General features: G+C 69.8%; 11 protein-coding genes and 1 pseudogene. 7 read left to right on the plus strand and 5 right to left on the minus strand.

Annotated elements, in window-relative coordinates:
- The first annotated feature begins 50 nt into the window (after window positions 1-50).
- The 5 genes from HFP15_RS09265 to HFP15_RS09285 all read left to right on the plus strand — a co-directional run bounded on the left by HFP15_RS09265 (window position 51) and on the right by HFP15_RS09285 (window position 2,775).
- Window positions 51-218, plus strand: a complete 168-nt coding sequence (locus HFP15_RS09265; protein ID WP_168513631.1) for a hypothetical protein — start codon at window positions 51-53, stop codon at window positions 216-218.
- A 299-nt stretch (window positions 219-517) separates the two neighbouring features.
- Entirely contained in the window at window positions 518-1,000 is a 483-nt protein-coding gene (locus HFP15_RS09270) for a helix-turn-helix transcriptional regulator (protein ID WP_168513633.1), read from the plus strand.
- Window positions 1,001-1,117: 117 nt separating this feature from the next.
- On the plus strand, window positions 1,118-1,987 hold the full coding sequence (locus tag HFP15_RS09275; RefSeq protein ID WP_168513635.1) for a lysozyme family protein: 870 nt from the start codon (window positions 1,118-1,120) through the stop codon (window positions 1,985-1,987).
- A 25-nt stretch (window positions 1,988-2,012) separates the two neighbouring features.
- Window positions 2,013-2,411: a hypothetical protein gene (locus tag HFP15_RS09280; protein WP_168513637.1), complete on the plus strand. Its 399-nt coding sequence runs from the start codon at window positions 2,013-2,015 to the stop codon at window positions 2,409-2,411.
- A 13-nt stretch (window positions 2,412-2,424) separates the two neighbouring features.
- Window positions 2,425-2,775 carry a DUF3817 domain-containing protein gene (locus tag HFP15_RS09285; RefSeq protein WP_168513639.1) on the plus strand — a complete coding sequence of 117 codons (351 nt, stop codon included), beginning with the start codon at window positions 2,425-2,427 and terminating at the stop codon, window positions 2,773-2,775.
- Here HFP15_RS09285 and HFP15_RS09290 read toward each other — a convergent pair.
- The 5 genes and pseudogenes from HFP15_RS09290 to HFP15_RS09305 all read right to left on the minus strand — a co-directional run bounded on the left by HFP15_RS09290 (window position 2,741) and on the right by HFP15_RS09305 (window position 7,103).
- The gene (locus tag HFP15_RS09290) at window positions 2,741-3,601 is read right to left on the minus strand and encodes a spermidine synthase (RefSeq protein ID WP_246271570.1); all 861 of its coding nucleotides are present in this window, start codon (window positions 3,599-3,601) and stop codon (window positions 2,741-2,743) included. The two genes, HFP15_RS09285 and HFP15_RS09290, sit on opposite strands and share 35 nt — an antisense overlap.
- Before the next feature lie 21 nt (window positions 3,602-3,622).
- Window positions 3,623-3,961 (minus strand): annotated as a pseudogene (gene speD, locus HFP15_RS42640) (adenosylmethionine decarboxylase); the annotation flags it as partial.
- Window positions 3,954-5,060 (minus strand): type III PLP-dependent enzyme, encoded by a 1,107-nt coding sequence (locus HFP15_RS09295; RefSeq protein WP_168513643.1) that lies wholly within the window; start codon window positions 5,058-5,060, stop codon window positions 3,954-3,956. The pseudogene speD and the gene HFP15_RS09295, both read right to left, overlap by 8 nt.
- Window positions 5,057-6,667, minus strand: a complete 1,611-nt coding sequence (locus tag HFP15_RS09300; protein ID WP_168513645.1) for a monocarboxylic acid transporter — start codon at window positions 6,665-6,667, stop codon at window positions 5,057-5,059. Before HFP15_RS09300 ends, HFP15_RS09295 begins: the two co-directional genes overlap by 4 nt.
- Before the next feature lie 4 nt (window positions 6,668-6,671).
- Window positions 6,672-7,103, minus strand: coding sequence for a DUF485 domain-containing protein (locus HFP15_RS09305; protein WP_168513647.1), 432 nt, complete (start codon window positions 7,101-7,103; stop codon window positions 6,672-6,674).
- Between the two features lie 847 nt (window positions 7,104-7,950).
- On the opposite strand from HFP15_RS09305, the gene HFP15_RS09310 reads away from it, so the two are divergent.
- Window positions 7,951-11,856, plus strand: coding sequence for a sensor histidine kinase (locus HFP15_RS09310; protein ID WP_312871521.1), 3,906 nt, complete (start codon window positions 7,951-7,953; stop codon window positions 11,854-11,856).
- Entirely contained in the window at window positions 11,853-12,296 is a 444-nt protein-coding gene (locus HFP15_RS09315) for a roadblock/LC7 domain-containing protein (protein ID WP_168513651.1), read from the plus strand. Before HFP15_RS09310 ends, HFP15_RS09315 begins: the two co-directional genes overlap by 4 nt.
- Window positions 12,297-12,302 lie beyond the last annotated feature (6 nt).

Genomic DNA, 12,302 nt, shown 5'->3' on the forward strand with positions numbered 1-12,302 from the left:
CCCTGGGGCGTACGGGCCGACCAGGCCAGCCAAGCGGACGGATGGAGCGTATGTCGGCGAACGTCAAGAAGATCCTTATCGTCGCCGTCGTCGCGCTCGTGCTCTTCTTCCTGATCACCAAGCCGAACCAGTCGGCCGACGTCGTGCGCAACGCGCTGGGCTGGCTCCGTGACGGCGCCGAGGCGATCGTGACTTTCGTACGCGCTCTGTTCTCCTGACCCCACATCGCGGCTCCCGGCACCCGCTCGGCAGGTGTCGGGTAAAGGTGCGCGTGCCCGAATATGCGCTACTCAGCGTCACCATTTCCCGGTAATTCCCCCTTGATTCGACCATCCGGGTGGATTGGCGTGATTAAACCGCTGGTCACCGAATTCGTCGTCATAAGGGTCTGGCGTCCGAACGCGAATTCCCCCTACGGTGCTCACATTGCGTGACCAGCTGGTTCTGGCACGTTCGATCAGTCGATCATCGCGGTTTCGAAGTCAAGACTTGTCAGTTGGGGCACAAGGAGGCAGGGATGACCGGAGATCCTGGAGTTGATGCGGTCATTGCGCAGTGGGCAGCCGAGCGCGAGCAGACGGCCGAGGAGCAGGAGATCAATCGTATCGCCTCCGCCTGGCTTGCCGAGGCGCCGCCACAGCCACCAGGCATTCCCGGTCAGCGCGGCCGCGGCGGCGCCCGCGGTTTCGCACCGGTGTCCACCGCCGACCCCGACTACCTCGACGCGATGCGCAAGAGGCTGCCGGAGGTCCCCCACGAGCTCCTGGTCGCCGCCGCGGGCTGGTGGCAGATGATCGGGGACGTTTCCGAGGCCGAGCAGTGGTGGGACGCGGGTATCAGCCCGCTCGACCAGCGCGCGCTCGACTACCGCGCCGCGGGCCTGACCCCCGGCGACCTTTCCCGCAGGCTCGGTCCGATGACCGTGCTGCAGCACCTGCGCCGCGGCAGTGCCGCCGCCTGGTGTGTCGCACGTCTCGCCCGGCAGCAACGCGCCAGCTGAGTCCGGCGACCTCGTTGGCGTAACGTAAGCCCGAGTGCCGTCGTTGGTTGACTAGACGTTGTCGCCGGAAGGGCTTTGGTTTTGGGCACGGAGCAGGTCGAGCAGGATGTCGCAGAAGTGCCCGCGACCGAGCCGGCGGACAACGACGAAGTCACCACCCCGCCCCGGCGCGCGGCCGGACTGGCGGTACTCGGGCGGCTCGGCATCGTGTTCGCGGTGCTGACGCTGGCGGTCGCCGGCGTGTGGATCACCAGTCGGGTGAGCACTCCCACCGCGAGCCCGACCACGACGGAGATCCCCGCACTGCAGGTGCAGGCGGCGGACGTGCAACCGGGGTCGAGCGCCCCGGTCGGCGCCACGGTGGAGGGTGACCCGGTGGCGTCCACCCAGCAGCCCGCGCAACAACCACAGCAACAGCAGCCGGGCGGGAACCTGCTCCAGAAGTGGGCGGCCAAGGTCGCCGACGTGACCGGCATCCCGGCCCGCGCGCTCGTGGCGTACGGCAACGCCGAACTCGCTCTGCGGGACACCCAGCCGAAATGCCGGATCTCGTGGGCCACGCTCGCCGGGATCGGGCGCATCGAGTCCAACCACGGGCAGTACGGCGGCGCCGTGCTGCTGGACAACGGCATGCCGTCAAAGCCGATCATCGGTGTTCCGCTCGACGGATCGGCCGGTGTCCGCGCCATCCCCGACACCGACGGCGGCCGCTTCGACGGTGACCCGACGGTCGACCGGGCGGTCGGGCCGATGCAGTTCATCCCCAGCACGTGGGTCAAGTGGGGCGGCGGCTACAACCCGCAGCAGATCGACGCGGCCGCGCTCGCCGCCGCGAAGTACCTGTGCGCGGGCGGCCGCGACATGGGCAGCGCGCAGGGCTGGTGGGCCGGTGTGATGTCGTACAACAACTCGGTCGAGTACGGCCAGAAGGTCTTCGGCCTCGCGGACTCCTATGCGAAGGCCGCCCAGGTCGTCAAGGTGTCTTAACAACCCGGGTGCTAGCGTCGGTGGTGTGCCAGCCGGGTTCCTCACGCCACGACGCATCGCGATCGGGACGCTCTGCCTGATCGCCCTGATCGTGTCCTGCGGCCTCGCGTGGTGGCAGTGGGACCGCTTCGAATCGGCCAGCGGCACCTTCCAGAACCTCGGCTACGTCCTGCAGTGGCCGCTGTTCGGCCTGTTCCCGGCGTTCATGGTGTGGCGTATCCGCAAGCTGCGCCGTGAGGCCGCGGCCGAAGACGCGCAGCGGCCCGCGCCGGACGACAACCGGGCGACGTGGGGACACAAGCCCGTCTCCGAGGTGCCCAGGCCGAGGCCGGCGCGGATCGTCGCCGATGACGAGGACGACGAACTGGCCGCCTACAACCGCTATCTCGCCGAGTTGAACGCGCGAGACCAGGAGAACAGCTAGAAAGAGAGCTCGAATGGTGAGCACGGAAGAACGCGACGGTGCGGCGAAGGTCGCGGCCCCGCTCAAGGGCCCGCTGGTGCGCTACCGGGTGCTGGCCTACGTCACCGGTGTCGCCCTGCTGCTGCTGACCGTCGCGTTCATCCTGAAATACGGGTTCGACTCGGCGGGCATGATGAGCTGGGCCGGTGTCACGCACGGCGTGTTCTACATGATCTACCTGGTGCTGGCCGTCGACCTCGCGCTCAAGGCCCGCTGGTCGATCAAGGGCACCGTTCTCGTGCTGCTCGCCGGCACGATCCCGTTCCTGTCCTTCGTCGCCGAGCGCGTGGTCACGCACCGCGTCGAGGTCGGCCGGAAGCTCTGACCCGCAGCGGCGGGATCGTCGAGGCACGCAGGCTGTCCGCGTCCACCGTCTCCGGACGGCGGGGCGCGGCGGCCAGGCGTCCAATCATGCCGCCCACCGGGTCGCCGACCTCGTCGAGCCGCCCGGACAGGAAAGCCCACTCGTGCTCGGCGGAGCCGTAGTACACCGGCGTGCCGAACAGCTCGCCGAAGCGCCGCCACGCCGCGATCAGCGTGTCGTCGCGCCACATCGTCGGGCAGCCGGCCTGGCTGCAGACCACCCCGCCCGGTGCGAGCAGATCGGCGCAGCGGCGCAGGAAGTCCTTGCCGTACAGGCGGTTGTGCTGCGCTTCGGCGTCGTCGTTCTCGTCCGGCAGGTCGATCACCACGACGTCGTAGCCGGGTTCGGCGCCGGCGAGGAACTCCCACCCGTCGCGGTAGTGCAGCCGCACCAGGCCATCGCCGCGCTCGGCGGCCGCCAGCTCGTCGGGGGTGTAGCCGTAGGGCAGGTACCCGGCGCAGGCCCGTACCGCCTCGCGGTCGATGTCGACGTGATCGACCACCGACGCGCCGTGCGCCACCGCGAGCTGGCTCGCGACACCTTCGCTGGACCCGATGATGAGCACCCGTCGCACCTCGTCGGCCAGCAGCAGCGGCGGCACCATCAGCGCCTCGTGGTAGGTGAGCTGGGTGGCCTCGGTGCTCTGCCGCTCACCGTCGCAGAACAGCGAGATGCCCTGCGCGGTCCGCCCGATGAGCAGGTCCTGGAAGCCGGTGCGCGTGCTGAACAACACCTCCGGCACGTCCCAGGAGCGGGTCAGCCCGGCGCCGACCGGCTCGCTGAGCATGCCGCCGTTGCCGCGTTTCGTGGTGCTGGTGCGTACCGAGGCCGTGCCGAGCGCGCGGGCGAGCAACCGCACGGCCAGCTCCGGATCCGCCTTGTCGCCGCAGGTGAACACGTCGGCGAACGCCGCACCCAGTTCGGGATAGGTGTGGATCGAGGCGTGGGACTCCGCCAGCAGCGCCAGCACGGTGACCCCGTGGGGTGCGAACCGGTGCGCGATCACGTCGCACACCACCGCGCCCGCCTCGGTCACGGTCGAGCGCAACGCCTCCCGGAGGAACTCCGGATCGTCGAGCAGAGCCGCCTCGACGTCCTCCAGTTCGGCCAGTACGTGCTTTCCCGAGAAGGTGCCGATCTCAGTCAATGCAGTAGGTCTCCAGCGGTTCTATGCCGTTGAACGACACCGAGGAGTAGCTGGCCGTATAGGCGCCGGTGTCGAGGATGTCGAGGCGGTCGCCCGCGCGTAGCGCCAGCGGCAGCTCGTACGGCGTTCGTTGGTACAGCACGTCGTCACCATCGCACGTCGGTCCGGCGATGACGACAGGCCCCCTTGGTCCTTCGCACGGCTCGAACCGGTAGGGGATCGCCTCGTTCTCGGTCTCGGCCAGCCCGTTGTAGCGGCCGATGTCCAGGTACACCCAGCGGTGCCCGTCCCGGTTCGCGACGAGTACCACCTCGGTGCGGATGAGCCCGGCCTCGGCCACGACGGCGCGCCCGGGTTCGAGCACGATCTCCGGCGTGTGCGGGAAATGCGCCCGCAGGCACGCCCGGATCGCCGACGCGTAGGCCTGCGGCGTGGGTACGGGGGAGCGGTAGGTGATCCCGAACCCGCCGCCGATGTTGAGCCGGCGCAGGCCGTCCACCTCGGCGAACACCTTGGCGGCGGCCGCGATTCCGTTGTCCCACGCGGAAGGATCGGCCTGCTGCGAACCCGGGTGGAAGGCCACGCCCGCCGCGTCGAGGCCGAGACTGGCCGCGCGGCGCAGCAACGGCGCCGCTTCGGCGGGATCGCAGCCGAACTTGCGGCCGAACGGGGTCGCCGAGGCGGGCGCGTCCACCAGCATCCGCACCGTCACCGACGCGCCCGGCGCGAGTTCGGCGAGGTGCTCGATGTCGGATTCGGCGTCGGTGGTGAACTCCCGCACGCCACGGGAGAACGCGTAGGCGATGTCGGCCGGTTTCTTGATCGTGTTGCCGTAGGACAGCGTCTCGGGCGCCGCCCCCTGAGCCAGGCACGTGTCGATCTCGCCGGGGCTCGCGACGTCGAAGCCGCCGCCCGCGGCCAGCACCGCGCGGAGCACGGCCGGCTCCGGATTGGCCTTCACCGCGTAGCGCAGCCGCGGGTGCGGGAACCCGGCGATGAGTTCCCGCACCCGCGCCGCGACCACCGAGGTGTCGATGACCAGGCAGGGCGTCCGGGGCTGGTGCTCGCCGAGGAAACGGCGGATCCGGTCGTGACTCACGCCTTCTGGTTACCAGGCACGATCCCGGTCAGCGCGCGGACCTCCATCTCGGCGTACTTGCGCGGGTCCGCCTTGTCCTTGCCGAGCATGGTGCCGACGAAGCCGCACAGGAACGAGAACGGGATCGACACCAGGCCGGGGTTGGTCAGCGGGAACCAGTGGAAGTCCACGCCCTTGATGATCGAGTTCGACGCGCCGGACACGACCGGGGAGAAGAGCACCAGCAGCACCGAGCAGGCCAGGCCGCCGTAGATGCCCCACAGCGTGCCGGTGGTGTTGAACTTCTTCCAGAACAACGAGTACAGCAGCGTGGACAGGTTCGCCGAGGCGGCGACCGCGAACGCGAGCGCCACCAGGAACGCCACGTTCTGCCCGTTGGCGAGGATGCCACCGAGGATCGCGGCCACGCCGATGCCCAGCGCCGTGCGGCGGGCCACCCGCACCTCGTCGGCCGGATCGGCCTGGCCCTTCTTGAAGATGTTGGCGTACACGTCGTGCGCGAACGAGGCCGACGCGGTGATCGTCAGCCCGGCGACCACGGCGAGGATCGTCGCGAACGCGACGGCCGCGACCAGGCCGAGCAGCACCGTGCCGCCGATGTGCAGCGCGAGCAGCGGCGCCGCCGAGTTCTCGCCGCCGGGCGCGGCCTTGATCTCGCTGGTGCCCACCAGCGCGGTCGCGCCGAAGCCGATCACCAGGGTGCACAGGTAGAAGACGAACACGCAGGCCGTCGCCCAGACCACCGAACGGCGGGCTTCCTGCGAGTTGGGCACGGTGTAGAAGCGCATCAGCACGTGCGGCAGACCGGCGGTACCGAGGATCAGGGCGACCGCCAGGGAGATGAAGTCGAGTTTGGTGACCCCGCTCTTGCCGTACTGCGCGCCCGGTTCGAGGAGTTTGTGCCCGAGTGGGCTGCGGTAGGCGGCCGAGTCGAGCAGGTTGGAGATGCTGAAGCCGAATTTACCGAAAAGGAACACGGTCATCAGCACGACGCTGCCGATCAGGATCGTGGCCTTGATGATCTGCACCCACGTGGTGCCCTTCATGCCGCCGACCAGCACGTAGAAGATCATGACGAGGCCGACGACCGCGATCACCAGCGACTGGCCCCACCTGCTGTGCACGTTGAGCAGCAGCGCGATCAGCGCGCCCGCGCCCGCCATCTGCGCCAGCATGTAGAACAGCGAGATCACGAGCGTGGAGGTGGCCGCCGCGGCGCGCACCGGACGCTGCCGCATGCGGAAGCTCAGCACGTCGCCCATCGTGAACCGGCCGGTGTTGCGCAGCAGTTCCGCGACCAGCAGCAGATCCACCAGCCAGGCGACGAGGAATCCGATGGAGTAAAGGAATCCGTCATAACCGTTGATGGCGATCGCGCCGGCGATTCCGAGAAACGACGCGGCCGAGAGGAAGTCGCCGGAAAGCGCTATCCCGTTCTGCCGCCCGTTGAACGCGCTGCCGCCGGCGTAGTAGTCCGACCGGGACGATTTGCCGCTGCTGACCCGGTAGACGACGTACAAGGTGATCGCGACGAAGATCACGAAAACCGCGGTGTTGAGCACCGGGTTGATTTCGGAGTTCTCGCTGGCAGCGAGGAAGTTGACCATGATGCTACTGGACTCCTGCCTGGCGCCGCACCTGCTCGACCTGGGGGTCGACACGACGCTTGGCGTAGCGCAGGTAAGCGATCGTGATGGCGGCGGTGGAAACGAACTGGAGAATGCCCATGATGATCGCGACGTTCACCGACCCGATGACCCGGACGCTCATGAAAGCCGGCGCGTAGGCGGCCAGCAGAACATAAACCAGGTACCAGGCGATGAAAAGCACGGTCATGGGAAAAGCGAAACGGCGGAACCGTCCGCGCAGTTCGCCGAATTCGGCGCTGCGCTGGATGGCGAGGTAGTCCGGTCCGGTGGGCTGGGCCTGCTCGGAAGCCTCGTCCCCGGTCGAGAACAGAGCCGGCATCTGGCCGGTCTCCTCTGCGGGGTTCCGCGTCTCTGCGGGGTTCCGCGTCGCGGAGGACTGCTCGACGCGCTGCATTGGTGCCTCCCGTGTGGCTGGGGACCTTCGGGGCGCACATGCTAGCCACGGCGGGCAAAGCTCTACAGAGCAGCCCACCAGCGCTGCGTGAGCGTCGACAGTCTGGCTAGCAATGGCAATGCGCCGAACGGGGGATCGAGGATCGAGGAATGCCGAGAATTGGTGACTCCCCGTAATATGCCCCGTGAAATTGATAACCGGAAAAGCCTAACGGTGCTTATTCGCATATTCGGAGCGTAAGCCGGAAAAGTGCTGGCGAATAAGGGCAATTCGTCAGAATTGGACGCCTTATCCCTGATTGTAAAAGCCACGAGATCGGGCGTTATTCTTCTGTAACCCCCACTTGGGACAGTACCGTCCGTAGAAGTTTGCCCGCGGGCGCCAGGTGCTCCTGGGCTGAGTGGGTGACAGTGAAGGGAGGTGCCCCAACCAGGTCAGTAACCGAATCGGATGATCTTGGCCGTCAGCCGCCCGTGTGCGCGTTAACCCCCTATTACGGCGGGTATTTCCGCAGGTCAACCTCGATTTATCGGGCAGGGTCGAGATCAGCCTGATTGGTGTACGCTTCCTTGGCCACGTTGACTCACGGTGATCGAAGGTCACGGATCTTGTCCGGAACATGCTGCACAACGCATGATGCACGGACGAATGAGGCGGCGTGGCCGTGGACAGCCGGGCCTGGTGGGGCCGGGACCACCCGAACGGACAGCGCAGCGGTACCACCGGTGACGAGGAGAACCATGCGGTCGACGCGGAGCAGAGCCGAGTTGCGCAGGGCTGTCGCCAGGTGGCCGCTGCGCACGAACCGTGGACGCGCACACGTAACGCCGGACAGGGAGTCACTTTCGTGACTGTTGCAGGACAGGGCCAAGTGCCTGTTGGACAGCTCTTAGGCCAGCAGCCGCGTCGGCCGTCGAAGTGGCGCGGCCTCGCGGACTGGCGCGACTGGAAGATCTCGGTCAAGCTGGCCGCGGTCACGCTGGTGCCGATCATCATCGCGCTCGTGCTCGGCGGCATCACGATCAGCAACCAGGTCAGCCGATCCGGCAACTACGAGCGGATCGACCGGCTGGTCAAGCTCAGCACGGACGTGCGCTCGCTCGTCGACGCGTTGCAGCAGGAGCGCATCGGCACCACCGCCCTGCTCACCCAGGGCACCGTCGGCAGCTCGCCCCAGCTGGACGCGGCGCGCGCCGCCACCGACAAGGCACTGCAGCCGATCGCGGCCGACACCTCCCGCGTCACCCAGCTCGACACCGCCGCCAGCGCGCCGGGCACGGCCGCCAACAACGCGCTCGCGCGCCTCGGCCAGGTCCGCCAGCAGGTCGCAGGCGGTCGCCTCGACTCGCTGCAGGCGCTGGACGCCTACTCGGCGATGACCGGTCCGCTGCTCACCCTCGACACCTCGCTCGTGGCGGGCGTCAGCGACGACGCGCTGTCCGGCACGGCGAACGCGCTGCACGACCTGCTCGTCGCCAAGGAAGAGGTGTCCACCTCCCAGAGCCTGGTCACCTACGGCATCTCGCGCGGCATGCTGCCGCCGACCCAGCTCAACCAGGTGCGCGCGGGCGAGATCCGGCTCGCCGACCGGCTGGAGGACTTCCGCGCCGCCGGCGACGGCGCGCAGGAGCAGGATTTCGACCGATCGGTGATGGGCCCGGAGTTCGACACCCGGGGCAGGCTCGTCGGCAGTGTGCTCAACACGCAGAGCTCGTCGGCCAGTGACGTGCTCGCCGGGCTGTCGGCCCAGCAGTGGACCGCCTCCTCGACGGCCGTCGTCAACGGCATGCGCGGGCTCAGCGACCGGATGGGCGCCCAGCTCAGCGGCCAGTCCACCGATCTCGTCGAAAGCAGCGGCAGCGACGCCGGCCTGCTGGCCGTGCTGTTGTTCGCCGCGCTGATCGTGACCGGCGTGGTGGTCTTCCTGATCACCCGCCAGCTGCTGCGCTCGCTGCGGCTGCTGCGCACCAGCGCGCTCGACGTCGCCGACCGCCAGCTGCCCGCCGCCGTGCAGAACATCCAGGAAGGGCGCGAGCAGAGCGCCGAGGTCAGTCCGGTCGCCGTCGGTTCGGCCGACGAGATCGGCGAGGTGGCCAAGGCGTTCGACGCGGTGCACAGCCAGGCCCTGCGGCTGGCGATCGAGCAGGCTGCGATGCGTACCGGCTACTCGAGCGTGTTCATCAACCTCTCCCGCCGCAGCCAGAGCCTGGTGCAGCGGCAGCTGCAGCTGATCGAGCGGCTGGAGCGGGACGAGGAGGACGCCGACCAGCTGGCGACGCTGTTCCAGCTCGACCACCTCGCCACCCGGATGCGCCGCAACAACGAGAACCTGATGGTGCTCTCCGGCGCCGAGCCCGGCCGCCGCTCCGGCCAGCCGGTCTCCACCGGTGACGTGCTGCGCGCCGCCGTGTCGGAGATCGAGCAGTACCAGCGGGTGGTCGTGCAGACGCCGCCCAACGCGCGGATCGTCGGCTATGCGGCCAGCGACCTGATGCGGCTGATCGCGGAGCTGCTGGACAACGCCACCGCGTTCTCCGCGCCGGAGACGCAGGTGACGGTCTCGACGCGGGTCGCCGACGGCGGCAGGCTGCTGATCGACATCATGGACAAGGGCATCGGCATGAACGAGGCCGAGGTCGCCGAGGCCAACGCCCGGCTGACCGAGGCCGCGAGCGTCGACCTCGCCACCTCGCGCCGGATGGGCCTGTTCGTGGTCGGCCGCCTCGCCGGACGGCACAACATCGGCGTCGTCCTGCACGGTGGCAAGGACATCGTCGGCGTGCGGGCGACCGTGTCCGTGCCCGCCGACCTGGTGATGGACCTGCCCGAGCAGACCACGACGACGACTCCGCCGCCGGAGGCCGGTTCGCTGCCGCGCCGCGGGATCAACGGCACGAGCCGTCCCGGTGCGCTGACGAGCCTCGCCGGTGCCACGTCCGGCACCCTCGGCGACGGCGCCGCCGCGCCTGGGGCGTGGACGCAGAACGGGCACTCCGGGATGCTGCCGCCGCGCCCGCCGTCGGACGTGGAGGTCTCGGGCACCGCGCTGTTCAGCCCGATATCGCCGGAGGACATGCCGGAGCCGCAGGCTCTCGCACCCGAACCGCCGTTGCCCGCGGTGCCGGAGCAGGCCGCCGAGCCGGAGCCGGGTGAGCTGCCGTCCGGCAAGGAGCTGTTCGAGGCCAACGTCAGCCCCGGCGCGCTGACCGAGTGGTGGAGCGCGGCCGCCGCCGAGCCGAAGCCGCCCGTTCGCGAGCCGCGGCCGGACGAGACGACCCCGATCTTCGACGAGACGCTGTCCGCGTGGTTCCGCAGCGAGCAGCCCGCCCCGGCCGAGGAGAAGGAGGCCGAGGACAAGCCCGAGACGAAGCCGGAACCGAGGGCGACGACGGGCTGGGACTTCGCGGTCGACGAGAGCTGGCGCACGGTCCAGCAGGTTTCGCAACACGAGCCGACGAGCTACACCGAGGCCGGTCTGCCGCGGCGGCGCCGTGGCGAGCAGCTGATGCCGGGCAGCGCGGCGCCCGGTGGTGTCACGCCGAGCAGCCCCGCACCGGGTGCCGCCCCGGAGGGTTCCCAGCCGGCGCCCGAGGAGGCCAAGCCGGCGCTGCCGTCACGCAACGCGGCCGACGTCCGCGGCCGGCTGAGCAGCTTCCAGCACGGGGTGAACCGCGCCCGGCACGCCAAGGACCAGCCGGCCCCCGGTGCGGAGACCGCTCCCGCCGACGCCGCTGCGGCGGAGTCGCGGCAGGCCACACCGCTCCCGCAGCGGCGTGCGCAACCGCAGCCCTGGCCCGCCGCGGAGCCCCAGCAGCCTGCCGAGAGCGAGCAGCCCTCGGCAGGACCGGGTGCGCTTCCGCAGCGGCGGCCCCGGCCGCAGCGCCCGCAGGGGGCGCCCGAGAACGTCCAGGCACAGCCGGAGGAAGCGCTTCCCCAGGCCGGTTCCGCGGCCGAGGGCGGGCTCCCGCAGCGCCAGAGCGAAAGCGGCCAGTTGCACGGCGACACGGGCCGCACGGACTCCGGCCTCCCGCGACGCGAGCCCGTTCAGGCGGCCGACAGCGGCCTGAGCGAGCAGCAGGCCGACACCGGCGCACCGCAGCGTGCCGCGGACACCGGCCTGCCCCAGCGGGGGACGGATTCGGGTATGCCGCGGCGCGAGCCCGCGCAGGCGGCCGACACAGGCCTTCCGCAGCGTCAGACCGGCTCCGGGCTGCCGCAGCGGGGTGTCGGCGCGGGCCTGCCGCAACCGGGCTCCGGTTTGCCTCAGCGCCAGCGGGCGCAAGCCCCCGAGACCGCCGCGCCCCATGGCCAGGCCGACCCCGGCCTGCCCCAGCGGCAGCCGGGTCTGGACAACCCGCTTCCGCGCCGCAGGCCCGGTGCGGAGCGTCCAGCAGAGACGTCGGGTGCGTTCCTGTGGCAACCGTCGGAGCCGGCCCCGGCGGCACCAGCCCCGGCCGCACCGGCCGAGGACTCCGCATGGTCGTTCGCGACCGACGAGAGCTGGCGGACCGTCGAGGCGGTCAGCCAGGCCGGTCCGACCGGCTACACCGCGGCCGGGCTGCCCCGCCGCCGTCGCGGCGAGCAGCTCATGCCGGGAAGTGCGTCTTCTGCGGGCGCGCCGGGTCCGCGAGCCCAGCGCGACCCACAGGATGTGCGAGGCAGGTTAAGCAGTTTCCAGCAAGGTGTCAGGCGTGGACGACACCGGACTACTCAGCCTGTCGACTCTGAACACGAAACCATGGAGGGTGAATGACCTCGCCGCAGCCACAACAGAACCAGTTCGGATGGCTGGTCAATGACTTCGCCGAGCGTGTGCCGGGTGTGGCGCACGCGGTGGTCGTGTCGGCCGACGGCTTGCTGCTGACGGCGTCGAACCGGCTGCCCCTCGACCGGGCCGACCAGCTCGCCGCCGTGGCCTCCGGGCTGGTGAGCCTCACGCAGGGCGCCGCGCGCTGCTTCGAGGCCGGCGCGGTCAACGAGACGGTCGTGGAGATGGAACTCGGCATCATGGTGCTGATGTCCATCAGCGACGGCTCGTGCCTCGCGGTGCTGGCCGCCCCGAACTGTGACATCGGGCAGGTCGCCTACGAGATGACCATGCTGGTCGACCGGGTGGGCCAGATCCTCACCCCCGAGCTGCGAGCACAGCTGCAGGGCGCCGGCAGTGCCCTGATCTCAGAACCAGTGGGATGATGCCGC

Origin of the sequence: Amycolatopsis acididurans (assembly GCF_012328925.1) — a bacterium.
Classification (GTDB): domain Bacteria; phylum Actinomycetota; class Actinomycetes; order Mycobacteriales; family Pseudonocardiaceae; genus Amycolatopsis_E; species Amycolatopsis_E acididurans.

Bases quoted from the DNA above. Each gene is read 5' to 3' on its own strand.
- HFP15_RS09300 (WP_168513645.1), bottom strand. From the start codon at position 6,667: ATGGTCAACTTCCTCGCTGCCAGCGAGAACTCCGAAATCAACCCGGTG.
- HFP15_RS09265 (WP_168513631.1), top strand. From the start codon at position 51: ATGTCGGCGAACGTCAAGAAGATCCTTATCGTCGCCGTCGTCGCGCTC.
- HFP15_RS09285 (WP_168513639.1), top strand. From the start codon at position 2,425: ATGGTGAGCACGGAAGAACGCGACGGTGCGGCGAAGGTCGCGGCCCCG.
- HFP15_RS09315 (WP_168513651.1), top strand. From the start codon at position 11,853: ATGACCTCGCCGCAGCCACAACAGAACCAGTTCGGATGGCTGGTCAAT.
- HFP15_RS09290 (WP_246271570.1), bottom strand. From the start codon at position 3,601: ATGCTCAGCGAGCCGGTCGGCGCCGGGCTGACCCGCTCCTGGGACGTG.
- HFP15_RS09270 (WP_168513633.1), top strand. From the start codon at position 518: ATGACCGGAGATCCTGGAGTTGATGCGGTCATTGCGCAGTGGGCAGCC.
- HFP15_RS09305 (WP_168513647.1), bottom strand. From the start codon at position 7,103: ATGCAGCGCGTCGAGCAGTCCTCCGCGACGCGGAACCCCGCAGAGACG.